The sequence below is a fragment of the Arthrobacter sp. Y3223166 genome (assembly GCF_059090935.1).
In genome coordinates, this window is record NZ_JBNHGE010000009.1 from 56,927 (window position 1) to 78,662 (window position 21,736).

Consider the following 21,736-nt stretch of genomic DNA (forward strand, 5'->3'; position numbering starts at 1 on the left):
CTCACGTCGAATATGCAGCGAGCGTAGCAAGGCAACAGCACTACTTATGTCAAAAGCGGCCGGAGGTTAGGAAGTGTAATGCTCAGCCCCTCGGCGGGCGGGAATGATTAAGCCCGGCTCGTGCTGGCCGGGCTTGAATCAGATGAAACGTGGAAGCGCCGAAGGCGCCCGGGGAGGCGCGGTACGAAAAGCTACTGCGTGTCCTTCAGCGTCAGTGACACCGAGTTGATGCAGTAGCGCTGATCCGTGGGGGTCCCGTAGCCCTCGCCCTCGAACACGTGCCCGAGGTGCGAGTCGCAGCTGGCGCAGCGGACTTCGATCCGCTCCATCCCCATAGTCGAATCCCGCAGGTAGCGCACCGTGCCCTCGGCCAGCGGCGACCAGAAGGACGGCCAGCCGCAGTGGGAGTCGAACTTCTCCTTGCTGGTGAACAATTCGGCTCCGCAGGCGCGGCAGCTGTAGACCCCCTCGGTATGGGTGTCCCAGTATTCGCCGGTGTAGGGCCGCTCCGTGCCGGCCTCGCGGAGCACATGGTATTCCTCCGGGCTCAGCTCCTGCCGCCATTCATCATCGGTCTTGGTCACCGGGAACTGTCCGGCCTCTGTGTTGCTCATAGTCTCTCCAACGTTCACGAGTCGCCAATGTATCCCGAGCCCGAGTACAGGTGCAGGACCGGAATGCCCAGCTTGTCCTGTGCCCGGTTGGCCCAGTCGGTATGGAAGGTATCGGAAATGGAATGCGGCCGGGTGATGACAACGGCCCGGTCGGCGGGATGTTCCGCGACGTACTTGACCAGGGCGGACACGCCGTCGTCCTCGACGATGTCCACGGTGGCGTTGAAGCCCGCTTCCGCCAGCAGCCTGGCGGAGATGCGCCTGGCTTCGTCGGCCTCGTGCCGGGCCTCTTCCGGAGTCGGCTGGCCGTGCGCCAGCTCGCGGAATGCGGTGCCGACCTCCAGCAGGCTCAGCCGCTCGACGAAATCGAGCAGCAGGTTCCGCTTGGTGTCCTCCGGAATCAGCACCCGGAAGGTGGTCTGCCCGGCGGCGGTCTGCTCGCCGGCCAGCCAGCCGAAATTCTGCAGGTCGGCGTCGTTGAGCGGTTCCTCGGTCAGCACGACGATGGTTTCGGTCATGCGCCCAGCCTAATCAGCAGCACAAGCGGGGGACAACAACGCGGCGCGCCGACGGCCGCGCCGGTTAGCGGTCGGCACCGGCACCGGCAAGAATGGACCCATGGCTGTGTTCGAACGCTCAGACCGGTCCGGCCGGAACACCTCCGCCGGCGACGGCCAGCTGCCCCGTGCCCGCTGGCTGCTGCTCGGTGCCTTGGCAGGAGCCGGAGCCGGATCGGTGCTGGCCGGAGCGACGTCGGGACTGGCCTCCTATTTCGCCCGCCAGGTGCTCACCCCGGTCCGCGAGCACGTCCAGGACCTGGAAATCCTGGCCGTGGTCGGAACCGGCCCGCAGCAGGAAATCATCCTGCCGGCCACCCCGGACACCACGGCGCCGGGCGTCTACAGCGTCTATTTCGACGGCGGACGATCCGTGGCGCGGGTGGGCGAGGTGACGTCCTACTCGCCGCGGGAAGGCACGGTCCAGCGCAGGGTCGAGCAGGTGTATGCCGGCGACCTCGCCGCCGCCACGCGCGGCTGGTGGGGCGGTGCGGCCTACCCGGACCCGGCCGCCGTCGGGCTGGCCAACGAGGAAGTCGACATCGAGGTGGAAGGCGGCATTGCGCCGGCCTGGCTGGTCCGCGCCGAGGCGGAGGCGAAAACCTGGGCCATCATGGTGCACGGCCGGGGTGCGTCCCGGGCAGAGGGCATCCGCGCCGTCCGGTCGGTCCGCGGGCTGGGCATGGCGTCGCTGCTGATCTCCTACCGGAACGACGGCGAAGCCCCCTCCGCCCCGGACCGCCGCTACGGGCTGGGCATGACCGAATGGCGCGACGTCGAGGCGGCGATCGGGTTCGCCCTGGCGAACGGGGCGGAGGATGTGGTGCTGTTCGGCTGGTCGATGGGCGGGGCGATCAGCCTGCAGGCAGCCGACCAGTCCCGCTACCGGAGCCGGATCCGTGCGCTGGTGCTGGACGCCCCGGTGATTGACTGGACCGACGTGCTGGCCCACCAGGCGAAGCTGAACCGGATACCGGATGCCGTGGGGCAGTTCTCGCAGTGGCTGATCTCGAACAAGGCCGGACGGCTGCTGACCGGCCTCGCCGCCCCGCTGGACCTGAAGATGATGAACTGGGTGGCCCGGGCCGACGAGCTGCAGGTGCCGACGCTGATCGTGCACAGCGAGGAGGACGACTTCGTGCCGCACGGCCCGTCGGCGGCGCTGGCCGAGAAGAACCCGCTGGTCACGTTCGAGCCCTTCAGCGGGGCCGGTCACACCCGCGAATGGAACGTGGACCCCGAACGCTGGGAGCGCGTCGTCACGTCCTGGTTGACGCGGGTGCTCCGTCCGGTCGGCTAGGGCCCTCATCCGGCCTTCAGCGGGGAAAAGGACGCGCCCCTCCGCTCGGCCAGGTCCTTATCCGGCCTTCAGCGGGGCGAAGGACGCGCCCGTCAGCGCGGCCAGGTGCGCCGGGGCGATCTCGATATCCAGCCCGCGGCGGCCGCCCGAGACCAGGATGGCGCCGAAGTCCCGGGCGGTGGAATCCAGCACCGTGGGGCTGGCGTGTTTCTGCCCCAGCGGCGATATCCCGCCCAGCACATACCCGGTGCGCCGCCGGGCTACCTGCGGGTCTGCCATGGCTGCGCGCTTCCCGCCCAACGCTGCGGCCAGTTTCTTCAGGTCCAGGCTGGAACTGACCGGCACGACGGCGACCGTCAGCGATTCGTCCACGACGGCCATCAGGGTCTTGAATACGCGGGCGGGATCCATCCCCAGCGCCTCCGCGGCCTCAAGGCCGAAGCTGGGCGCCGCGGGGTCGTGGGCATAGGTGTGCAGCACGTGCGGAACCCCCGCCCGCTGCAGCAGCGTGGTGGCGGGGGTTCCGGCGGATGGTTTGTGCCTGGCCACCGTCAGGCCGAGGCGGCGCGCAGTTGCCGTGCCTCGGTGATCAGGCGCTTGATGCGGTACAGCATGGCGGACATGCCGCGGATCCGCAGCGGGGTGATGGCACGGGTCAGGCCCAGGTGCTCGGCGATATCGTCGGGAACGGCCAGGATCTGCTCTGCCGGCAGCCCGTTGAGCCCCTCGTGCAGCACGGAGGCGAAGCCACGCGTGGTGGGGGCTTCCGGCGGAGCCGAAAAGTAGATCTGCACGTCCTGGTCCGGGTCGTCGCCCAGCTCCAGGGTCAGGAAGAGAGGAGACTGGCATTCCACCACCTGCTCCAGCAGTTCCGGATGCCCGGCGAAGCGTTCCGGCAGCTCGGGCAGCTCCCGGGAGAACTCCAGCAGCAGCTGCAGCCGCTCGGCCTCGCTGACCGCCTGGAAGTCGTCGATGATTTCTGCCAGCGGTTCGGGAATCGCCTGCTCGGTCACGGTCATACTTGCGCTCTCTCTTGCAGTTTCGGGCTCGTTACGTCAACGTTGCGTGCCCGCCGGCTATTCCTCAGCGGGCCGAGGCGGGGATTTCGCCGGGCTCGGCGCCCCTGACGATCGGCACGCGCACGGCATTGCCCCATTCCGTCCACGAGCCGTCGTAGTTGCGGACCGTGTCGAAGCCCAGCAGGTACTTGAGCACGAACCACGTGTGGCTGGACCGCTCGCCGATCCGGCAGTACGCCACCACGTCGTCGCCCGGCTTCAGCCCGGCCTCGTCCAGGTAGATGGCCTCGAGCTCTTCGCGGGAACGGAACGTCCCGTCCTCGGCCGCCGCCCGCGCCCACGGCACGGACGCCGCCGTCGGAATGTGGCCCCCGCGCAGGGCCCCTTCCTCGGGGTAGGCGGGCATGGTGGTGCGCACGCCGGTGTATTCCTCCGGGGAGCGGACGTCCACCAGCGGCTTGCCGAAGTGGTCCAGCACGTCGGTGAGGAAGGCCCGGATGGGCGCGTCGTTGCGCTCGACGACGGGGTAGTCAACCGCCTCGGGCCGCGGCACCTCGGTGGTCAGCTCCCTGCCCTCCGCGATCCACTTGTCACGGCCGCCGTCCAACAACCGCACGTCTTCGTGGCCAAACAGGGTGAAGACCCAGAGCGCGTAGGCCGCCCACCAGTTGCTCTTGTCCCCGTAGAGCACCACGGTGGTGTCCCGGCTGATGCCCTTGGAACCGAGCAGCGCGGCGAAGCCCTCGCCGTCCACGTAGTCGCGGGTGTCCGGATCATTCAGGTCGGTGTGCCAGTCGATCTTCACCGCGCCCGGAATATGGCCGGTCTCGTACAGCAGGATGTCTTCGTCGGACTCCACGACCACCAGCCCGTCCGCGCCCAGGTTTTCAGCCAGCCACTGCGTGGAGACCAGGCGGTCGGGGTTGGCGTAGGCGGCAAACTTCTCGTTGTGCTCGGCGGCAATGGGCATGGCAAACCTTTCCTTGACGTGCAGCTTTCCATAGCGTGCAGACGGCCGTGCAAAACGGCCGGGGACTTCTGTTTAGCCTAACCACCGGAGCAGGCAAAAGCTTCCGGGGCCTCACCCCGCGTCACATCGTGGCCGGGCGGAGCGCCTGGGCCCGCAGGGAGGAGCGCCTGGGTGCGCCGGCCGGAGCACCGTGGCCCGCCGGCCCCGCTGTGGCCTGGCTTACACCGGCTGCCGCCGGCGGGCGGGGTAGCGTATCGTTTTGCTGGCGGCATTCCGGCCGCTGTGCATTCTCCGAGCCCATGTCAGGAAGGCAGCGGTTAGCCTACGTGCCCCAGATTGAACAGCTTTCACGCCGGACGCCGAAGGTGTCCGTGGACGAACTGCTGGCGGGCCTGCACCCGTCGCCGCGCTTCGGCGAAGTATCCTTCGCCAGCTACCGCCCGGACCCGGCCCAGCCGTCCCAGAGCGAGGCCGTGACTGCGCTGCAGCGTTTTGCGGTTGTGGTCGACCGGCCCAAGCCCAAGGGCTTGAAGAAGCTGTTTGGCGGCGGCAAGCCGGAGGGCCACTCCGGCATTTACCTCGACGGCGGGTTCGGCGTGGGCAAGACCCACCTGCTCGCCTCGCTGTGGCACGCCGTCGACGGCCCGAAGGCCTTCGGCACCTTTGTGGAGTACACCAACCTGGTCGGCGCCTTGTCGTTCCGCAAAACCGTGGAAGCGCTCAGCAGCTACCGCCTCGTGTGCATCGACGAGTTTGAACTGGATGATCCCGGTGACACCGTGCTGATGTCGCGGCTGATGCGCGAGCTCGCCGACGCCGGGGTCAAGCTTGCGGCAACCTCCAACACCCTGCCGGGTTCGCTGGGGGAGGGACGCTTTGCCGCCGTCGATTTCCAACGGGAAATCCAGGTGCTGTCCGACCAGTTCGAGGTCATCCGGGTGGACGGCGAGGATTACCGGCACCGGGGGCTTCCGGCCGCCCCCGAGCCGCTCAGCGACCACGAACTTAAGCGGCGGCTGCATGACTTCGATGGCAAGGTGGTGGCCGCCGACGAATTCTCCGATCTCGTCAACCACCTGGCCGGGGTGCATCCCAGCCGGTACAAGCAGTTTCTCGACGGCGTGGACGCGGTGGCCTGGCATAACGTGCACACGATCACCGAGCAGGCCGTGGCCCTGCGGTTCGTGGTGCTGGCCGACCGGCTCTACGACAAGGACGTGCCGATCATCGCCAGCGGCGTGCCGTTCGATGAGCTTTTCACCCCGGAAATGATGTCCGGCGGCTACATGAAGAAGTATTTCCGGGCGGTATCCCGCCTGACCGCGCTGGCCCGCGAGGGCCAGGCCGGCGAACCAGCGGCCTAGCTCCCGCAGCCGGGCGCGCACATGCCGCCACTGTGCAGGAGTAATGCCCTGCGCCTGATGACGATACGACCGGGCAACCGACGCGACCGACGCGGTGTTCAACTACGCGACCCCGCCGAATGGCCGAGACCGGGCGCCCCTACTCCGTGATGCCAAGCATGGTGCAGATGTTCGGCATGCTGTTGGCCGTGCACAGCCGGTACGTTCCGGGGCGAATGCTGTCCGGAATGATGAGGGTGTCTGGGCCAGGTCCCTCGACGCCAATATCCTTCCAGGTTTGGCCCTTGGGGTCGTTCGCAGGCCACCATGTTGGGGAACCAGAGCCGCCGTCGTCATCGGTCGTGGCAATGAGGTAGTAGCGGACAAGCCAGCTGTTGCCGTCCTGTTCTTCCAGAACCCAGGGGATTCCCCGGGAAGTTTCCTCGGGGAATCGGACCTTGATGGTCTGCCCTGGTTTAGTAGGAGAAGGCGAGACTTTGAGCAGTTCGGGATGCATCTGCGCGTCTGGATCGTTCACCCCTGCCGTGCCGGCTGGTTCTTGGACGGCGGTTCCTCCGGATGTTGAACTTCCACAGCCGGACAACGCCAGCAGTACGACAACCCCAGTCGTCAGTTTGGCTGTCGCATGCATGACCGCCCCTTGTTTGATGTACAACGGTCTGCGTCACGGTAGCGGCGGAACAGCATGGAGAGGAAGGGTGGGACGCTGCGAAGCATAACTTCATGTTGATGCGGCCAGATGACCAGGGCCTGGCCGAGGCAGTCGATTTCTTGGGGACAGAGGATGTGGAGGATCTGGAGCTTGGTGAGAAGTAGGTGCAGGAGGCACTGTGCGGTTCTGTGCCGGTCCTATGGTGGGACACTTACCTGACCGAGCTGGAGCGGACGAGGAATCAAAATCTCGAAAGGGAATTCATGAGATCCAATCAGCCCCGGCCAGATAACCCCTGGCCGCAGGACATGGTCATCTCTGTAAAAGTCGCGCCGAACCACCTATCGCTCCTGCTCTTCATCCGTAGCGTTTGGAATATTGCCCCGGATGTCGCCATTCCCGAGTTGAACCCGGCACCGAAGCCCGGTGCCTCGCGACTGCCTGCCACTGCAGACAGGACTGAGTGGGGCGCCCGTTGGCAGCAGGCTTGGGAACGAGCTTGGGCCTGGTACGACACGGGGGACCAGAAGAACCAGCATCCAACGCCGGAAATCCGCTCCGATCAGGAGAGACACGTGGCCTTCCCGCCGGGCTGGACTACCGAATACGGCTGGGATGGCGTGGACATCGACGGCTTCAACCATTGGCAAATCCAGCTGCAGCCCAACCACATGCTCCCTGTTGAACTACACCCCGAACGCCGCTGTCTGCCGGCTCTGATTGCCGCTTGGAAAACAGGTTTGGACACCGTCCTGGTCATGCCTTATCAGGGGGACTACGCCAAGCGCATCAGCCCAAGGCATCTCGTCGTCTCGGCGCAGACCCATGACGATCCCGAGAGCTACACTCGCGCCTTGGCCTCCAGGCTCCCACCCGGTTAGCTATCAGTTGCCGAGCAGCGGCGCAGGAATGGGACGGGCTGACGGGTCCGCCGGACCGCAAGGCACGCACGGGCGAATAAGCGGCCTCACGACAAAGGGTGCCGGCTCGCCTCCCGGCGGTCCGGCACCCTCCTTGGCGTGCCCAGGACTAGGCGGACGGAGTGTTCCCGTCGGACGGTGCCTGGCCATCCCTGTCACCGAACGTGTCGACGAAACGGGATGCCTTGGCCTGCAGGCCGCCTACCTGCTTGGAATACTTACCGCCGGTCTTGGCGTCGATGTAGTCACCGGTGCTGCCGACGGCACCCTTGATCTTGCCAGAGTGTTCTCCCACGAGACCGGCTGCCTTGTCCTTGAGTCCTCCGGCCTTGCCCTTGAGCTCGTCAAATACAGACACAGCCACCTCCTTTCCGACGGGGGGCCTTTCGCCCCTGCACATCCATCGTAGGCACCGCGCCGCGGGCGCTCAACGGAGTAGACGGCTTAAACAAGGAGGGCTCCCGCCGGGGGAGCCGTGGAGTGGTGGGCGATACTGGGATCGAACCAGTGACCTCTTCCGTGTCAGGGAAGCGCGCTACCGCTGCGCCAATCGCCCCGGTGTGCCCGAGGCGGGCCGCTGGAGAAAACGCTGAAAAAGAGAGCGGACGACGGGATTCGAACCCGCGACATCCACCTTGGCAAGGTGGTGCTCTAGCCAGCTGAGCTACGTCCGCGCGAAACGGTTTCCGGATCACTCCGGACTGCGTTCCAGTGGGCGATACTGGGATCGAACCAGTGACCTCTTCCGTGTCAGGGAAGCGCGCTACCGCTGCGCCAATCGCCCGTGATCTCTCACGAGATGTTTGCTGTGTCGCCGCAAACGAGGTGGGGACGGGATTCGAACCCGCGTATACGGCTTTGCAGGCCGCTGCCTCGCCTCTCGGCCACCCCACCGTGCCTATTCGCAGTTGCGCTAGGACCGGCCAGCGACGCTGGCACGTTACAGTGACTTGCGAGCGGACGACGGGATTCGAACCCGCGACATCCACCTTGGCAAGGTGGTGCTCTAGCCAGCTGAGCTACGTCCGCAAAAGTTTTCCATCACTTTTTCCGCGATCCTTCATCGAACGGCTCGCGGCGTCGCTGTGATTTCCAACGAGTAAAAACTCTATAGGACGATTCCCGCTTCGTCCAATCGACGCTGTGGCGGGTGAAACGACGCGGGCCGGTCGGCCCGGAGGCTATCGACGCGGCGGCGGGCCCGCCGACCCGTTCCGTGGCCCACCCGCGGTCCCGTTCCTCGCCCGCCCCAAAGACCACACAGGTAACAACTGCCCAGGCGCAGTGGCCGGGCGATTTTTGTTTCAGCGCCTCGGTGGGCTAGCATTTCTAGACGTTGCAGGAAGCGCCCGGCGCATCCGGCAGCAAGCCCGGGCGATTGGCGCAGTGGTAGCGCGCTTCGTTCACACCGAAGAGGTCACTGGTTCGAACCCAGTATCGCCCACCACGGAAAACATCCCCGGCCAGGCAGCATCGCCTGGCCGGGGATGTTTCGTTAACGGGCGCGGGGCCGGCCGCCGTCGCGCCGGCCCTGTGCCTTGCGGACCGGAACGGTCAGTGGAACCTGAGAAGATTTCCTTATGACTGCACCACTTCTTGCGCATGCCACCGCCAACGGCCGCATGTACGCGCGCTCCACCTCGGAGCCGCCGTCGGTTCCCTCCATCACCACCGTGATCGCGCAGGAGCCGACCACGCTGGACGGTTGGTTCGCCCACATGGCAGCCACCTCCCTGGCCTCCGATGCCAGGCTGGCCGAGGCCGCCGGAGACCCGGGGCGGCTGCGGTCGCTGGCGAAGGAAGCGACCCTGGCCGCCGACCGCTACCGGGATGCCGCCGCGCTGCGCGGGGACCGCGTCCACGCTTACTGCGAACAGGTGGCACTGCGGGCGCTGGACAGGGAGCACGACGTTGCGGGTGCCCGGGAGGCGCTCAAGGCCAACGGCGAAGAGGCTTTCGCCGCCAGGTTCGACGAATGGTGGCAGCTCTACGGGGTGGAGCCGATAGCCCCGGAGATCACCGTCTGGAACCAGGAAGTCGGATACGCCGGCACCCTGGATCTCGTGGCCCGGATTGCGGGGCGCACCTGCCTGATTGACTTCAAGACCAAGGGCACGGACCGCAACGGTCAGGTCAAGGCGCTCAACGACAAGGTGGTCATGCAGTTGGTGGCCGGCATGAAGGCACAGGAGTCGCTGGTCGACGCCGCGACGGGGAGCTGGGAGCCGTGGGCGCACGGTGACGATCCGCTGCTGCTGGGCGTGGCGATCGGTGAGACGGAAGTCCGGCCGATGCGCGCCAACCCCGAGGTGCTTCGATGGCACTGGTACCGCTTCTGCTCGCTGCGCCGGGCGTGGGAAACGCATCTGCAGGTAGCCGAGGCGGGCCGGGCGCTGCTGCCGATAGCGCCGCCCCCTGCGGCGGCCCTGCAGGCGGTCCAGCAGGCCCACTAAACTGGATCGGAACCCAACGGCAGCGTACTGAAGCGGCAACAGTGAGGACAAGAACTACATGGCGATCCTGAGCATCCGGATTATCGGCGACCCCGTGCTGCGGACCAAGGCGGAAACGGTCACCGCGTTCGGGCCGGAGCTGGCCAAGCTGGTGGCGGACATGGACGAAACCATGGAGGACGTCGACGGCGCCGGGCTGGCCGCCCCGCAGGTTGGCGTGAGCCTGCGCGTCTTCACCTTCCGCGTGGACGGCCGGCGCGGCCACGTGGTCAACCCGGTGCTCGAGCTCAGCGACGACTTCCAGGACGACGTCGCCGAAGGATGCCTGTCGATCCCCGCGCTCGGCTACCCGGTGCGCCGGCGCCGCTGGACACGAGTCACCGGCCAGGACCTGCACGGCAACCCGGTCGAGTACGAGGGCGAAGGGATGCTGGCCCGCTGTTTCCAGCATGAGGCCGACCACCTGGACGGAATCCTCTACATCGACCACCTCACCGGCGAGAACCGGAAGAACGCGCTGCGCTCCATCCGCAACGCGGGATACAACGGAGTGGCCGGCGAGACCCAGGCCCAGCGCGCGGCCCACGTCGGCTCCGGCTTCAGCCGCGGGCCCGCCCCGGCGGGCACGGGTTCCTTCGGGCAGCCGCTGGCATGACGGAAGGCGGCAGGCGCTTGCGGGTCCTCTTCGCCGGCACTCCCGGCGTGGCCGTGCCCTCCCTCGACCGGCTCGTCGGGGATGGCTTCGAGATCGTTGCCGTGCTCACCCGGGAGGACGCGCCGGTAGGGCGTAAACGCGTCCTGACCGCCTCGCCGGTGGCGGCCCGCGCCGCGGAACTCGGCGTGCCGGTGATCCGGGCCAACCGGATCGGATCGGCCGCGGCCGATGCCATCCGGGCAGCCGCCCCGGATGTGGCGGCCATCGTGGCCTACGGCGGCCTCGTCCCGGAGGCCGCGCTCGGCATACCCGAACACGGCTGGATCAACCTGCACTTCTCACTCCTGCCCGCGTGGCGCGGCGCCGCGCCGGTGCAGCACGCCATCATCAACGGCGACGACGTCGTCGGCGCCTCCACCTTCCAACTGGAGAAGGGGCTGGATACGGGCCCGGTGTACGGCACCCTGACCGAGGCGTTGCGCCCCGCGGACACCAGCGGCGAGGTGCTGGAGCGGCTCTCCCACAGCGGCGCCGTGCTGCTGTCGCAAACCCTGGCGGCCGTTGGCGCGGGCACAGCAGTGGCGGTGGCGCAGTCCGGCGACGTCAGCCTCGCGCCCAAGCTGTCCCTGGAGGACGGTCACATTGATTGGCGGCAGCCGGCGCTGGCCATCCGCCGCCGCATCAACGGCGTCACTCCCGAACCCGGTGCCTGGACCATGCTCGACGGGCAGCGCTTCAAGCTGGGCCCGGTACGCCTGCGGCCGGAGCACCGCGGGCTGCCGCCCGGGGCCGTGAGGCTGTCCGGCGGCTCGTCGGCCTCGGCGCTCGTGGGCACCGGTTCCCATGCCGTGGAGCTGGACAGGGTCCAGCCGGCGGGCAAGAAAATGATGGATGCAGCAGATTGGGCCCGCGGGCTCGGACAGCGTGAGGACGTGCACTTCGAATGAGCGGCCGGAATGAAGGCAGCCGGAACAGCGGACGCCAAGGCGGCGGCGGCCAGGGGGCCGGCCGCCGTGATGCTGCGGGGCGGGAGCGAAACCGCGGCGGCACCAGGCAGTACTCCCGGTCGGCTCCGTCGCAGCGGACGCGGGCGGCCGACCCGGCCCGGCTGGCGGCCTTCGAGGTGCTCCGCGCGGTGGAACGGGACGACGCGTACGCGAACCTGGTGCTGCCTGCGAGCATCCGCAAACACCGGCTGGACAAGCGCGACGCCGGCTTCGCCACCGAGCTGGCCTACGGCGCCCTCCGCGGTTTGGGCACATACGATGCCATCCTGGCCCGCTGCGTGGACCGGCCGCTTGACCAGCTGGACCCCGCGATCCTCGATGCGCTCCGGCTCGGTGCCCACCAGCTGCTGGCCATGCGGGTGCCGGCCCACGCCGCCCTGGACCAGACCGTCGGCCTGGCCCGCGCGGTGATCGGCGCTGGCCCCGGCTCGCTGATCAACGCCGTCCTGCGCAAGGTCACCGCCCGGGACCTGCACGGCTGGACCGCCGAGCTGACCGCCGGTGAGACCGACCCGGTCAAGGCGGCGGCTCTGGAACACAGCCATCCGGAATGGGTCGTGCGGGCACTGCGGCAGTCCCTGGCGGGGCACGGACGCCGCGTGGACGAATTGGAAGACCTGCTGGCGGCCGACAACGCCGCGCCGGTCGTAAATCTGGTGGCGCTGCCCGGGCTGGGCTCGCTGGACGAGGCGATCGACGCCGGCGCGGAGCCCGGGGAACTGGTCGCGGGTTCCGCCCTGTATGCGGGCGGAGACCTCGGCCGGCTGGCCAGCGTGCGGGCCGGAACCACCCGTGTCCAGGACGCCGGATCCCAACTCGTGGCGCTGGCCCTGGCCGCCGCCGCGCCGGTGACGCCGGGCGAGCGCTGGCTGGATCTGTGCGCCGGTCCCGGCGGCAAGGCCGCCCTGCTGGGCGCGCTGGCCGCCGAGCGGGGCGCCACGCTGCTGGCAAACGAGGTGGCCGAACACCGTGCCGAGCTGGTCCGGAAGGCCCTGGCGCCGGTACCGGCCGGGGTGTGGGAGATCCGCACCGGCGACGGCCGCGACGTGGGCGAGCTGTATGCCGGACAGTTCGACCGGATCATGGTGGACGCGCCCTGCACCGGGTTGGGGGCCCTGCGCCGCCGCCCGGAGTCGCGGTGGCGCCGGAAGCCCTCCGACGTGGCCCAGTTGGGGCCGCTGCAGCGCGAACTGCTCGGCGCGGCCGTGGCCGCCGCAAAGCCGGGGGGCCTGATCGCCTACGTGACGTGCTCCCCGCACCCGGCGGAGACGACGGCGGTGGTCGCCGACCTGCTGCGCCGGAATCCCGGGCTGGAACTGCTGGACACCTCCTCCGTCCTCGACGGGGTCAGCCTCCCCGGGCATTTGGAAGCAGGACAACCCGGCGGCGACGCCGTGGGCCGGGCCGGCGGGACGACGGCGCAGCTGTGGCCGCACCGGCACGGCACCGATGCCATGTTCATGGCGCTGCTCCGCCGAACCAACTAGGCCAACACCGGTTCCGACATCCCTCGACACACAGACAGGCAGGCAAGCAACCGATGGCACAGTGCTGCATCAACCCCAGCATCCTCTCGGCCGATTTCGTCAACCTCGAAGCCGAACTGCGGCGCATCAGTACCGCCGATGCCGTGCACGTGGACGTGATGGACAACCATTTCGTGCCGAACCTGACCATCGGGCTGCCGGTGGTGCAGCGGATCCGGGAAGTCAGCACCCTGCCCCTGGACGCGCACCTGATGATCGCCGACCCGGACCGCTGGGCGCCGGCGTATGCCGAGGCGGGGATCGAATCCGTGACCTTCCATGTGGAAGCGGCGGCGGCCCCGGTCCGGCTGGCCAGGGAGCTGAGGTCCCGCGGGGCCAAGGCGGGCATGGCGCTGAAGCCGGCCACCGCCGTCGAGCCTTATCTGGATTTGCTCCCGGAGATGGACCTCCTGCTGATCATGACGGTCGAGCCGGGCTTCGGCGGGCAGTCTTTCCTGGACGTGACCCTGCCCAAGATCCGCAAGGCCGCGCGCGCCGTGGCAGGTTCGGGGCTCCCGGTTGCGATCCAGGTGGACGGGGGCGTCACCGAAGAGACCATCGTGCGGGCCGCCGAGGCCGGCGCCACCGTCTTCGTGGCCGGATCCGCCGTGTACGGCAAGGACGATCCGGAGCAGGCCATCGCCTCGCTGCGGGCCGCGGCCGGCCGGCAACCCCAATCCTGAGGCTCCTGTGACCGGTGTTACAGGTTGTGACGGAATGGAACGTGCCACAAGGCAGTTGTGAGAGCATAGTTACGCAAACACAAACGTGCTCCGGGGTCGGTGTAAGTCCGAACCGGCGGTTATAGTCCGCGACCCGCTGCCGAGAGTTCCGCCCGGAACTTCACGCAGCGGTTGAACCGGTGAAATTCCGGTACCGACAGTTAAAGTCTGGATGGGAGAAGCACGTACAGGTGGCAGCCATGGGGCCACCGGGTACGGTCGATGACCGCGACCCGGAGACCCCGAAGCTTCCGCTCTGTCGTTCCCCGGAGCCGCCGCGGCTCGAAAGGAACGGCATGGATTTTCTGCGGTGGCTCTTTGAAGCCCAGATTCCCGTAGCCGGCAGCGCTCTGCTGCTGCGCGAAGTTCTGGGCAACGTCTTCGGCCTGCTCAGCGCGCTCGGCGGAATGCGCCGGAAGGTGTGGGCCTGGCCCGTCGGCATCATCGGCAACGTGCTGCTGCTGACCGTATTCCTCGGGTCGCTCTTCGGCTCCGCCAATACCGCCAACCTCCTGGGCCAGGCCGGCCGGCAGGTCATGTTCATCGCCGTGGCCGTCTACGGCTGGATGCGTTGGCGCTCCGCACGCAGCGGCGAGGGCCACGCCATCACCCCGCAGTGGGCCGGCGGCAAGGCGCGCCTGGGCCTGGTCGCCGCCTTGCTCCTGGGCACCGTCGCCCTGACCCCGATCTTCGCGGCCCTCGGCTCCTACGAGCCGGTCTGGGCCGATGCCTGGACCTTCGTCGGTTCATTGCTGGCCACCTACGGCATGGCACGCGGCTGGGTCGAATTCTGGCTGATCTGGGTGGCCGTCGACATTGTGGGCGTGCCGCTGCTGTTTAGCGCCGGCTACTACGCCAGCGCCTTTATGTACCTCTTCTACGGAGGCTTCACGCTGGTTGGATTCTTCGTCTGGTGGCGGGCCAACGCGCAGGCCAAGCCCGGCGTCGAAACCCTGCATCCCGATCCGCGCATCGGGCGCCCGGCCGGCGAGCAGGTGCAGGCGTGATGGGCCAGGCGGCAGTCGGCACGGCCAGGGATTTCGCGCCGGCCGAGCAGCGCGCCATGGAGCTTGCGCTGGATGCCGCGCGGCAGGGCGTGCGCGGAGCAAACCCCCTCGTGGGCGCCGCCATCATCGCCCCGCGGGGCGAGGTGGTCAGCATCGGTTACCACCGGGGCGCCGGCACACCCCACGCCGAAGTCGATGCGCTGGCGAACGTGTCCCCGGAGCGCGCCGCGGACCTGGCGGACTGCACCATGCTGGTGACCCTGGAGCCGTGCAACCACCGCGGCCGCACCGGCCCCTGTTCCGGCGCCATCCTGGACGCGGGCATCGGCTCGCTGGTCTACGCCACGGCCGACCCCACCGAGGCGGCCGCCGGCGGGGCGCAGCGGCTGGCCGAGTCCGGCGTCGCCGTGCGCACGGGACTGCTGCGGGAGCAGGCGCTGGACCTGAACCATCGCTGGTTCGAGGCCCGGCGGGAAGCGCGGCCGTTCACCACCCTGCACGTCGCGCAGACCGTGGACGGCCTGATTGCCGCGGCAGACGGCACCAGCCAATGGATCACCGGGGAAGAGGCGCGGGCGGACAGCCACGGCATCCGCGCCCGCGCGGACGCCATCATCGCCGGCAACGGAACCATCGCGGCCGACAACCCGAGGCTCACCGCCCGCGACCGGGCCGGACACGAAACTCCGGGCCAGCCGCTGCGCGTGGTGATGGGGCGCCGAAAGGTCGCGGCAGACGCCGCGGTCCGCGGCACCGATGGCCGCTTCCTGCAACTGGCGACCCACGACCCGGCCGAAGTCCTGGCCGAACTGGCACGGCGCGGCATCGGCCACGCGATGATCGAGGGCGGAGCTACCGTCGCCTCGGCTTTCCTTCGCGCCGACCTGGTCGACGAACTCGTGCTCTACCTGGCACCCCTGATGCTCGGCGCCGGCACCCGTGCGGTGGCCGACCTCGGCATCGGGACGCTGTCCGAGGCCGGCCGCTGGCGTTGGGACACGGCCGGCGGCAGCACCCGAATCCTGGGCGCGGACCTGCGCCTGCACCTGGAACCCCTGCCGTCCCACGGCACTCAGAAAGGCAAATGAATGTTTACCGGAATCATCGCGGAACAAGGGCGCGTTGAATCGCTGGACCTGAGTCCGGCCACTGACAGCGCAGTGCTGACCTTCACCGCCCCCGAAACGGCTGCCGGGCTCGGGCTCGGCGGATCGATCGCCGTCAACGGCGTGTGCCTGACCGCAGTCGCGCTGGACGGCAGCCGGGTCAGCGTGGACGTGATGGGGGAGACCCTCACACGCACCACCACCGGTTCGCTCCGTCCGGGGCAGCCGGTCAACCTGGAACGCTGCGTCCCGGCCGGCGGACGGCTGGACGGACATGTGGTTCAGGGGCACGTGGACGGTGTCGGCACGCTGGCCGAACGCGAGGACCTGGGCGACTGGGAGCGGCTGCGCTTCACCGTTCCCGTGGAGCTGGCCCGTTACATCGCGGAGAAGGGCTCCATCGCCGTCGACGGCGTCTCGCTGACGGTCACGAACGTCAGCGATGCCGGTGCCGCGACGCAGTTCTTCGAAGTCGGCCTGATTCCCACCACGCTGGCCGACACCGGCCTGGGCGCGAAACAGCCCGGCGACAGCGTCAACCTGGAAGTGGACGTCCTCGCCAAGTACGCCGAACGGCTCCTGGCCTTCACCACCGGAGCCAGGGCATGAGCGCCGCGGTGGAGCCGCGGATCGCGCTCGACACGATCGAAGCCGCTGTGGCGGCGGTCGCCGCCGGCCGCCCCGTCGTCGTCGTTGATGACGAGGACCGGGAAAACGAAGGCGACATCATCTTTGCCGCCGACGCCGCGACCCCCGAACTGATGGGCTGGACCATCCGCTATACCTCGGGCGTCATCTGCGTGCCACTGCCGGCGGCGCGAGCCGACGAACTGGGGCTGCCGCCCATGGTCGAAGTCAACCAGGATGCCAAGGGAACGGCCTACACGGTTTCCTGCGACGCGGCCGACGGCGTGACCACCGGCATCAGTTCCGCCGACCGTGCGCGCACCGCCGTGGTGCTGGCGGCGGCGGACAGCACTGCCGCCGACCTGACCCGGCCCGGGCATGTCTTCCCGCTGCGGGCGGTCGACGGCGGCGTGCTCGCGCGGCGCGGACACACCGAAGCCGCCGTGGACCTGTGCCGGCTGGGCGGGCGTGCGCCGGTGGGCGTCATCGCGGAACTGGTGCACGATGAAGGGGACATGATGCGCCTGCCGGCGCTGCGCGCCTTTGCCGACGAGCACGGCTGCCCGCTGGTTTCGATCGAGGACCTCGCGAACCACCTGGCCGGGAACGCGGACACCGCCGGCCTGCCGAAGGCGGCGAACCATGGACGGTAAGGACATCCGCGAAAAGACTCCGGCCGCCACGGTCGAGGGCGGGCCCGCGGTCCAGCTGCCCACGGCCTTCGGCAGCTTCACCGCCCAGGCGTGGACCGATGCCGCCACCGGCGTGGAGCACCTGAGCATCACCTCGCAGGTCAGTCCGGCGGCCGAACCTCTGGTCCGGCTGCACTCCGAATGCCTGACCGGCGACGTGTTCGCCTCCTACCGCTGCGACTGCGGCGAGCAATTGGAGCAGGCGCTGGCCATGATCGGAGAGCACGGCGGGACGGTCCTGTACCTGCGCGGCCAGGAGGGGCGCGGCATCGGGCTGGCCAACAAGATGCGGGCCTACGCGCTGCAGGAAGCCGGCGCCGATACGGTGGAGGCCAACGAGCAGCTGGGCCTGCCCGTGGACGCGCGGGACTACTCCGCCGCCGCCGCCATCCTGCGGGCGATGGGCATCGGCGCCATCCGGCTGCTGAGCAACAATCCGGCCAAGAGCAGCATGCTGGCGGCGCTGGGCATCGATGTGGTCGAGATGGTGGCCGCGGAGGTTCCCTTCCGGGAGCAGAACCGCCGCTACCTGGAGACCAAGCGGGACCGCATGGACCACCGGCTGGCCGTCCTGCAGACAACGCCCGTGCAGCAGAGCTGACGCCTGCGCCAGGCAAGCACCCACCAACAACCACCGACGAGAGTTTCACGAAGGAAGAACATGAGCGGACACGGAGCACCCACCATCGACATCACCGGCCTGCAGGCGGAGACCGGCGCGCTAAAGCTCGCCATAGTCGCCGCCAGTTGGCACACCGAGATCATGGACGGGCTGGTCGACGGCGCGCTGCGGGCGGCAACCGAGGCGGGCATCGGGGAACCGGCCCTGGTCCGGGTGCCGGGGGCTTTCGAGCTGCCCGTCGCCGCCGCCCGGCTGGCGCCCCACTATGACGCCGTGGTGGCGCTCGGCGTCGTGATCCGCGGCGGGACGCCGCACTTCGAGTACGTCTGCCAGGCCGCCACCGAGGGCCTGACCAGCGTCAGCGTGCAGACCGGCACCCCGGTGGGATTCGGGGTGCTTACCTGCGACACCGAGCAGCAAGGCCTGGACCGCGCCGGTTTGGCGGGCTCCAGCGAGGACAAGGGCCACGAAGCGGTGACCGCCGCCCTGGCGACCGCGGCCACGCTCCGAGGCCTCGGCGTCTAAGGCGGGCAGCGGCACGGCGCGGCGTCCGAGGCGGACCGTCGCGCGGCGCCGCATCTGAAACGGACCGCCGCGCGGCGCCGGAGGCATTCGTCACAATGGGAACGGCGGTTTGCCGCCCCCACGCGCTCCTGACGTAGTCTAAAGGGCGTGAAATCCTTCGAATCCCTGTTTGCGGAACTGAGCGAAAAGGCGCAGCAGCGCCCGGAGGGCTCCCGTACGGTAGCCGAGCTGGATTCCGGCATCCACGGAATCGGGAAGAAGGTCGTCGAAGAGGCCGCCGAAGTCTGGATGGCAGCCGAACACGAATCCGACGAAGCCGCCGCCGAGGAAATCTCCCAGCTCCTCTACCACCTGCAGGTCCTGATGATCGCCAAGGGCCTGCGGCTGGAAGACGTCTACAAGCATCTGTAGCGGGACGCCGCCCCTGCGCGGCGCCCGCCCAGACCCAGGCCTGTTCCACACTTGCGAGGCCCTGCTGCGGCCGAGACGATCCCAGAAAGACCCCCACATGCTGCGTGTAGCTGTTCCCAACAAAGGTTCCCTGTCCGAAGCCGCCTCCGCCATGCTGGGCGAGGCCGGCTACCTCCAGCGCCGCGACAGCCGCGAACTGGTCATGACCGATGCCGACAACGACATTGAGTTTTTTTTCCTCCGCCCGCGCGACATCGCCGTCTACGTAGGCTCCGGCACCCTTGACGTCGGCATCACCGGACGTGACCTGTTTCTGGACGCACAGGTGGACGCCGTCGAGCTGATGAACCTCGGCTTCGCGGCGTCCACGTTCCGGTTCGCCGGTCCGCTCGGCGAGTTCACCAGTGCCGCGCAACTGAACGGCAAGCGCCTGGCCACCAGCTATGACGGGCTGCTGCGCAGCTACCTGGCCGAGCACGGGATCGACGCCTCCGTCGTCCGGCTGGACGGCGCGGTGGAGTCCTCCGTGCGCCTCGGCGTTGCCGACGCGATTGCAGACGTCGTGGAGACCGGCAACACGCTCCGGGCCGCCGGGATGGAAATCTTCGGGGACCCCATCCTGAAGTCCGAGGCCGTGCTGATCGGCCGCGCGGGGGAGACCCCGGCCAATGGGCTGGACGTGCTGATGCGCCGGCTGCGCGGCGTGATTGTTGCCCGCGAGTACGTCATGATGGACTACGACATCCGCAAGGACCTCGTGGACGCCGCCGCGGCGCTGACCCCGGGGCTGGAGTCACCGACCATCTCGCCGCTGCGCGATACCGGCTGGGTGGCCGTGCGCTCGATGGTCCGCCGCACGCAGACCAACCGCATCATGGACGAGCTCTACGATCTCGGTGCCCGGGCCATCCTGGTCAGCACCATCCACGCCTGCCGCATCTGACTGCCCCGGAGTAAGCCATGACTGTTGCCATCCGTGTGATCCCCTGCCTGGACGTCGACGCCGGACGCGTAGTCAAGGGAATTAATTTCGAAGGCCTGCGCGACGCCGGTGACCCGGTGGAACTGGCGCACCGGTACGACCGTGCCGGAGCCGACGAGTTGACCTTTCTGGACGTCACCGCCTCCTCCGGCAACCGCGAAACGACGTTCGACGTCGTGGCCCGCACCGCGGAGGAAGTCTTCATCCCGCTGACCGTGGGCGGCGGCGTGCGCGAGGTCGCCGACGTCGACAAACTGCTGCGCTTCGGGGCGGACAAGGCCGCCATCAACACCGCCGCGGTCGCCCGGCCCGATGTGATCGACGAAATCACCCGCCATTTCGGTTCCCAGGTGCTGGTGCTCTCGCTGGATGCCCGCCGGACCGATGACCCCTCGGTGGCCTCCGGATTCGAAGTCACCACGCACGGCGGCCGCAAGGGCACGGGGATCGACGCGGTGCAGTGGGCCCGCGAGGCGGCCGACCGGGGAGTGGGGGAGTTGTTGCTCAACTCCATCGATGCTGACGGAACGAAGGACGGGTTCGACCTGGAGATGATCCGGGCCGTACGGGCGGCGGTGAAGGTCCCGCTGATTGCTTCCGGCGGTGCCGGGAAGCCCGCGCATTTCCCCCCGGCCGTCGCCGCGGGGGCGGACGCGGTGCTGGCCGCCTCGGTCTTCCATTTCGGGCCCGACGACGCCATCGCGCAGGTCAAGCAGGCGATCCGGGACGCGGGCTACCCGGTCCGGTGAGTCCCGGAGCCGGGGAAGCGGAAGGGTCAGAGGCCGATTTCGGCGCTGTCCAGCAGGGCCACGGCATCGGCCTGGCCCTCGAAGGTGACCAGCGCATGCCTGGTCCGGCCGGACGCATGCATCAGCAGTTCGCCCGGTTCTCCGCCGATGGCCACCGAGACGGGTGCCCGCTTGGCCACGTGCCGCGGGCCGTCCGGACGCACGAGCACGATGCCCAGGTCCACTCCCCGGTACAGCAAGGCCGCCCGCTTAACCAGTTCGTCCCACAGTGCCGCCGAATAGTCCTCGTCCAGCGCCCGCGGCGCCCAGCGGTCGGTGGCCCGGCGGATGTCTTCGGTGTGGACGAAGAATTCCACCAGGTTGGCCACCGTGTCCACGGCCGGCACCCTGAACGGGGACCAGGCCGGCGGGCCCGCGCGGAAGGCTTCCACCAGCTTGGCGTAGCCGGCCGGTTCCCGGGCTGTGTCCGCCACCTTGCGGGTGGCCTCGTCCGAAACCCTGGCCAGCGGCTTAAAGGCCAGGCCGAGGGCGGCACCCACTCGATGTTCACGGATGTACAGGTGGGCGGCCAGTTCGGCGGTCTTCCACCCCTCGCACAGGGTGGGTGAGTCCGGCCCGGCAGCCAGCAAGGTCTCGGCCAGGACTTCACGGGACGGATTTACGTAATGCATCACTCTGAACCTAGCACGAAGGAGGCGCTTGCGGGCCGATAAATGTGTACGTGCGCCCGCGCCCGCGCGGGCGGGAGCCTCCGGGACTTGGCACTAGACTTGTAGGGATGCCTTCCGAGTCTGATTCCCCCACAACAGTGCCGTCCGGGGCCGGCGCAACGGCCCTCGACCCAGCCGTCGCCGACCGGCTCAAGCGCGACTCCGCCGGCCTGGTCGCCGCGATCGTCCAGCAGTTCGACTCCGGTGAGGTGCTGATGCTGGGCTGGATGGATGACGAGGCGCTGCACCGCACCTTGACCAGCGGCCGCGTGACCTTCTACTCGCGCTCGCGCCGGGAGTACTGGCGCAAGGGCGACACCTCCGGCCACGTGCAGTTCGTCAAGTCGGTGGCCCTGGACTGCGACGGCGACGCCCTGTTGGTCCGGGTAGACCAGGTCGGCGCCGCCTGCCACACCGGCACCCGCACCTGCTTTGACGGCCGGGGGCTCGACGCCGTCGCCGGCCACAGCGCCGACCCGGACGCCAGCCAAGGAGCATCCGGCACCTGAACCGGCCCCCTGACCACCGCAGTATCAGCCACTGAAG

The 21,736-nt window shown here is 68.7% G+C and carries 26 protein-coding genes, 6 tRNA genes and 1 riboswitch; of the genes, 19 read left to right on the forward strand and 13 right to left on the reverse strand.

Features of this window, described 5'->3' with window-relative positions; translation table 11 throughout:
* Positions 1 to 191: 191 nt before the first annotated feature.
* Entirely contained in the window at positions 192 to 614 is a 423-nt protein-coding gene (gene msrB, locus AC5RUH_RS06600) for a peptide-methionine (R)-S-oxide reductase MsrB (RefSeq protein WP_494128192.1), read from the reverse strand.
* Between the two features lie 14 nt (positions 615 to 628).
* A complete protein-coding gene (locus AC5RUH_RS06605; RefSeq protein ID WP_494013866.1) occupies positions 629 to 1,132 on the reverse strand; it encodes a hypothetical protein in 504 nt (167 codons plus the stop codon).
* Positions 1,133 to 1,232: 100 nt separating this feature from the next.
* Between AC5RUH_RS06605 and AC5RUH_RS06610 the strand changes: the two genes are divergently transcribed.
* Complete coding sequence (locus tag AC5RUH_RS06610) at positions 1,233 to 2,471, forward strand: alpha/beta hydrolase family protein (protein ID WP_494128193.1); 1,239 nt, start codon at positions 1,233 to 1,235, stop codon at positions 2,469 to 2,471.
* Positions 2,472 to 2,528: 57 nt separating this feature from the next.
* On the opposite strand, the gene ybaK is transcribed toward AC5RUH_RS06610, so the two are convergent.
* The 3 genes from ybaK to AC5RUH_RS06625 all read right to left on the reverse strand — a co-directional run bounded on the left by ybaK (position 2,529) and on the right by AC5RUH_RS06625 (position 4,460).
* Positions 2,529 to 3,020, reverse strand: a complete 492-nt coding sequence (ybaK, locus tag AC5RUH_RS06615) for a Cys-tRNA(Pro) deacylase (protein WP_494128194.1) — start codon at positions 3,018 to 3,020, stop codon at positions 2,529 to 2,531.
* 2 nt (positions 3,021 to 3,022) lie between these two features.
* On the reverse strand, positions 3,023 to 3,484 hold the full coding sequence (locus AC5RUH_RS06620) for a SufE family protein (protein ID WP_494128195.1): 462 nt from the start codon (positions 3,482 to 3,484) through the stop codon (positions 3,023 to 3,025).
* A gap of 70 nt (positions 3,485 to 3,554) precedes the next feature.
* Positions 3,555 to 4,460, reverse strand: coding sequence for a sulfurtransferase (locus tag AC5RUH_RS06625; protein ID WP_494128196.1), 906 nt, complete (start codon positions 4,458 to 4,460; stop codon positions 3,555 to 3,557).
* Between the two features lie 326 nt (positions 4,461 to 4,786).
* Between AC5RUH_RS06625 and zapE the strand changes: the two genes are divergently transcribed.
* Entirely contained in the window at positions 4,787 to 5,824 is a 1,038-nt protein-coding gene (gene zapE, locus AC5RUH_RS06630; protein WP_493999572.1) for a cell division protein ZapE, read from the forward strand.
* Positions 5,825 to 5,963: 139 nt separating this feature from the next.
* Here zapE and AC5RUH_RS06635 read toward each other — a convergent pair whose 3' ends face one another.
* Positions 5,964 to 6,455 carry a hypothetical protein gene (locus AC5RUH_RS06635; RefSeq protein WP_494128197.1) on the reverse strand — a complete coding sequence of 164 codons (492 nt, stop codon included), beginning with the start codon at positions 6,453 to 6,455 and terminating at the stop codon, positions 5,964 to 5,966.
* Positions 6,456 to 6,640: 185 nt separating this feature from the next.
* On the opposite strand from AC5RUH_RS06635, the gene AC5RUH_RS06640 reads away from it, so the two are divergent.
* Positions 6,641 to 7,357 carry a hypothetical protein gene (locus tag AC5RUH_RS06640; RefSeq protein ID WP_494128198.1) on the forward strand — a complete coding sequence of 239 codons (717 nt, stop codon included), beginning with the start codon at positions 6,641 to 6,643 and terminating at the stop codon, positions 7,355 to 7,357.
* 148 nt (positions 7,358 to 7,505) lie between these two features.
* Here AC5RUH_RS06640 and AC5RUH_RS06645 read toward each other — a convergent pair whose 3' ends face one another.
* The 6 genes from AC5RUH_RS06645 to AC5RUH_RS06670 form a co-directional block, all read right to left on the reverse strand.
* Positions 7,506 to 7,754: an antitoxin gene (locus AC5RUH_RS06645; RefSeq protein WP_494013873.1), complete on the reverse strand. Its 249-nt coding sequence runs from the start codon at positions 7,752 to 7,754 to the stop codon at positions 7,506 to 7,508.
* 123 nt (positions 7,755 to 7,877) lie between these two features.
* Positions 7,878 to 7,952: transfer RNA gene (locus AC5RUH_RS06650), tRNA-Val, on the reverse strand.
* A 44-nt stretch (positions 7,953 to 7,996) separates the two neighbouring features.
* A tRNA-Gly gene (locus AC5RUH_RS06655) sits at positions 7,997 to 8,070 on the reverse strand.
* 38 nt (positions 8,071 to 8,108) lie between these two features.
* Positions 8,109 to 8,180: transfer RNA gene (locus AC5RUH_RS06660), tRNA-Val, on the reverse strand.
* 39 nt (positions 8,181 to 8,219) lie between these two features.
* A tRNA-Cys gene (locus AC5RUH_RS06665) sits at positions 8,220 to 8,290 on the reverse strand.
* A 61-nt stretch (positions 8,291 to 8,351) separates the two neighbouring features.
* Positions 8,352 to 8,425: transfer RNA gene (locus tag AC5RUH_RS06670), tRNA-Gly, on the reverse strand.
* A gap of 343 nt (positions 8,426 to 8,768) precedes the next feature.
* Here AC5RUH_RS06670 and AC5RUH_RS06675 point away from each other — a divergent pair.
* The 15 genes from AC5RUH_RS06675 to hisF all read left to right on the forward strand — a co-directional run bounded on the left by AC5RUH_RS06675 (position 8,769) and on the right by hisF (position 20,480).
* Positions 8,769 to 8,843, forward strand: a tRNA-Val gene (locus AC5RUH_RS06675).
* 133 nt (positions 8,844 to 8,976) lie between these two features.
* Positions 8,977 to 9,849, forward strand: a complete 873-nt coding sequence (locus tag AC5RUH_RS06680; protein ID WP_493999576.1) for a cytochrome — start codon at positions 8,977 to 8,979, stop codon at positions 9,847 to 9,849.
* A gap of 58 nt (positions 9,850 to 9,907) precedes the next feature.
* Positions 9,908 to 10,504 (forward strand): peptide deformylase, encoded by a 597-nt coding sequence (def, locus tag AC5RUH_RS06685; protein ID WP_494074541.1) that lies wholly within the window; start codon positions 9,908 to 9,910, stop codon positions 10,502 to 10,504.
* A gap of 17 nt (positions 10,505 to 10,521) precedes the next feature.
* Positions 10,522 to 11,451: a methionyl-tRNA formyltransferase gene (gene fmt, locus AC5RUH_RS06690; protein WP_494074545.1), complete on the forward strand. Its 930-nt coding sequence runs from the start codon at positions 10,522 to 10,524 to the stop codon at positions 11,449 to 11,451.
* On the forward strand, positions 11,448 to 12,998 hold the full coding sequence (locus AC5RUH_RS06695; RefSeq protein WP_494128199.1) for an RsmB/NOP family class I SAM-dependent RNA methyltransferase: 1,551 nt from the start codon (positions 11,448 to 11,450) through the stop codon (positions 12,996 to 12,998). Before fmt ends, AC5RUH_RS06695 begins: the two co-directional genes overlap by 4 nt.
* A gap of 53 nt (positions 12,999 to 13,051) precedes the next feature.
* Entirely contained in the window at positions 13,052 to 13,720 is a 669-nt protein-coding gene (gene rpe, locus AC5RUH_RS06700; RefSeq protein ID WP_494128200.1) for a ribulose-phosphate 3-epimerase, read from the forward strand.
* An 81-nt stretch (positions 13,721 to 13,801) separates the two neighbouring features.
* A riboswitch (FMN riboswitch) is annotated at positions 13,802 to 13,948 on the forward strand.
* 107 nt (positions 13,949 to 14,055) lie between these two features.
* On the forward strand, positions 14,056 to 14,766 hold the full coding sequence (gene pnuC, locus AC5RUH_RS06705; RefSeq protein ID WP_494128201.1) for a nicotinamide riboside transporter PnuC: 711 nt from the start codon (positions 14,056 to 14,058) through the stop codon (positions 14,764 to 14,766).
* Positions 14,766 to 15,854, forward strand: a complete 1,089-nt coding sequence (gene ribD / locus AC5RUH_RS06710; RefSeq protein ID WP_494128202.1) for a bifunctional diaminohydroxyphosphoribosylaminopyrimidine deaminase/5-amino-6-(5-phosphoribosylamino)uracil reductase RibD — start codon at positions 14,766 to 14,768, stop codon at positions 15,852 to 15,854. The genes pnuC and ribD overlap by 1 nt, the downstream gene beginning before the upstream one ends.
* Positions 15,855 to 16,481 (forward strand): riboflavin synthase, encoded by a 627-nt coding sequence (locus AC5RUH_RS06715; protein WP_493999582.1) that lies wholly within the window; start codon positions 15,855 to 15,857, stop codon positions 16,479 to 16,481. It abuts the gene before it with no gap.
* Positions 16,478 to 17,152, forward strand: coding sequence for a 3,4-dihydroxy-2-butanone-4-phosphate synthase (gene ribB / locus AC5RUH_RS06720; protein ID WP_493999583.1), 675 nt, complete (start codon positions 16,478 to 16,480; stop codon positions 17,150 to 17,152). The genes AC5RUH_RS06715 and ribB overlap by 4 nt, the downstream gene beginning before the upstream one ends.
* The gene (gene ribA, locus AC5RUH_RS06725; RefSeq protein WP_493999584.1) at positions 17,142 to 17,792 is read left to right on the forward strand and encodes a GTP cyclohydrolase II; all 651 of its coding nucleotides are present in this window, start codon (positions 17,142 to 17,144) and stop codon (positions 17,790 to 17,792) included. Before ribB ends, ribA begins: the two co-directional genes overlap by 11 nt.
* A gap of 60 nt (positions 17,793 to 17,852) precedes the next feature.
* Complete coding sequence (gene ribH / locus AC5RUH_RS06730) at positions 17,853 to 18,338, forward strand: 6,7-dimethyl-8-ribityllumazine synthase (RefSeq protein WP_493999585.1); 486 nt, start codon at positions 17,853 to 17,855, stop codon at positions 18,336 to 18,338.
* Between the two features lie 147 nt (positions 18,339 to 18,485).
* Positions 18,486 to 18,749, forward strand: a complete 264-nt coding sequence (locus AC5RUH_RS06735; RefSeq protein ID WP_493977843.1) for a phosphoribosyl-ATP diphosphatase — start codon at positions 18,486 to 18,488, stop codon at positions 18,747 to 18,749.
* A gap of 97 nt (positions 18,750 to 18,846) precedes the next feature.
* Positions 18,847 to 19,692: an ATP phosphoribosyltransferase gene (gene hisG / locus AC5RUH_RS06740; protein WP_493999586.1), complete on the forward strand. Its 846-nt coding sequence runs from the start codon at positions 18,847 to 18,849 to the stop codon at positions 19,690 to 19,692.
* 17 nt (positions 19,693 to 19,709) lie between these two features.
* Entirely contained in the window at positions 19,710 to 20,480 is a 771-nt protein-coding gene (hisF, locus tag AC5RUH_RS06745; RefSeq protein ID WP_493999587.1) for an imidazole glycerol phosphate synthase subunit HisF, read from the forward strand.
* Between the two features lie 26 nt (positions 20,481 to 20,506).
* On the opposite strand, the gene AC5RUH_RS06750 is transcribed toward hisF, so the two are convergent.
* Positions 20,507 to 21,151 carry a TIGR03085 family metal-binding protein gene (locus AC5RUH_RS06750; RefSeq protein WP_493999588.1) on the reverse strand — a complete coding sequence of 215 codons (645 nt, stop codon included), beginning with the start codon at positions 21,149 to 21,151 and terminating at the stop codon, positions 20,507 to 20,509.
* A gap of 107 nt (positions 21,152 to 21,258) precedes the next feature.
* Between AC5RUH_RS06750 and hisI the strand changes: the two genes are divergently transcribed.
* Positions 21,259 to 21,699 carry a phosphoribosyl-AMP cyclohydrolase gene (hisI, locus tag AC5RUH_RS06755; protein ID WP_494025850.1) on the forward strand — a complete coding sequence of 147 codons (441 nt, stop codon included), beginning with the start codon at positions 21,259 to 21,261 and terminating at the stop codon, positions 21,697 to 21,699.
* Positions 21,700 to 21,736 lie beyond the last annotated feature (37 nt).

Bases quoted from the DNA above. Each gene is read 5' to 3' on its own strand.
- msrB (WP_494128192.1), bottom strand. From the start codon at position 614: ATGAGCAACACAGAGGCCGGACAGTTCCCGGTGACCAAGACCGATGAT.
- AC5RUH_RS06605 (WP_494013866.1), bottom strand. From the start codon at position 1,132: ATGACCGAAACCATCGTCGTGCTGACCGAGGAACCGCTCAACGACGCC.
- AC5RUH_RS06610 (WP_494128193.1), top strand. From the start codon at position 1,233: ATGGCTGTGTTCGAACGCTCAGACCGGTCCGGCCGGAACACCTCCGCC.
- AC5RUH_RS06625 (WP_494128196.1), bottom strand. From the start codon at position 4,460: ATGCCCATTGCCGCCGAGCACAACGAGAAGTTTGCCGCCTACGCCAAC.
- AC5RUH_RS06635 (WP_494128197.1), bottom strand. From the start codon at position 6,455: ATGCATGCGACAGCCAAACTGACGACTGGGGTTGTCGTACTGCTGGCG.
- AC5RUH_RS06680 (WP_493999576.1), top strand. From the start codon at position 8,977: ATGACTGCACCACTTCTTGCGCATGCCACCGCCAACGGCCGCATGTAC.
- def (WP_494074541.1), top strand. From the start codon at position 9,908: ATGGCGATCCTGAGCATCCGGATTATCGGCGACCCCGTGCTGCGGACC.
- AC5RUH_RS06695 (WP_494128199.1), top strand. From the start codon at position 11,448: ATGAGCGGCCGGAATGAAGGCAGCCGGAACAGCGGACGCCAAGGCGGC.
- rpe (WP_494128200.1), top strand. From the start codon at position 13,052: ATGGCACAGTGCTGCATCAACCCCAGCATCCTCTCGGCCGATTTCGTC.
- pnuC (WP_494128201.1), top strand. From the start codon at position 14,056: ATGGATTTTCTGCGGTGGCTCTTTGAAGCCCAGATTCCCGTAGCCGGC.
- ribD (WP_494128202.1), top strand. From the start codon at position 14,766: ATGGGCCAGGCGGCAGTCGGCACGGCCAGGGATTTCGCGCCGGCCGAG.
- AC5RUH_RS06715 (WP_493999582.1), top strand. From the start codon at position 15,855: ATGTTTACCGGAATCATCGCGGAACAAGGGCGCGTTGAATCGCTGGAC.
- ribB (WP_493999583.1), top strand. From the start codon at position 16,478: ATGAGCGCCGCGGTGGAGCCGCGGATCGCGCTCGACACGATCGAAGCC.
- ribA (WP_493999584.1), top strand. From the start codon at position 17,142: ATGGACGGTAAGGACATCCGCGAAAAGACTCCGGCCGCCACGGTCGAG.
- ribH (WP_493999585.1), top strand. From the start codon at position 17,853: ATGAGCGGACACGGAGCACCCACCATCGACATCACCGGCCTGCAGGCG.
- hisG (WP_493999586.1), top strand. From the start codon at position 18,847: ATGCTGCGTGTAGCTGTTCCCAACAAAGGTTCCCTGTCCGAAGCCGCC.
- hisF (WP_493999587.1), top strand. From the start codon at position 19,710: ATGACTGTTGCCATCCGTGTGATCCCCTGCCTGGACGTCGACGCCGGA.
- AC5RUH_RS06750 (WP_493999588.1), bottom strand. From the start codon at position 21,151: ATGCATTACGTAAATCCGTCCCGTGAAGTCCTGGCCGAGACCTTGCTG.
- hisI (WP_494025850.1), top strand. From the start codon at position 21,259: ATGCCTTCCGAGTCTGATTCCCCCACAACAGTGCCGTCCGGGGCCGGC.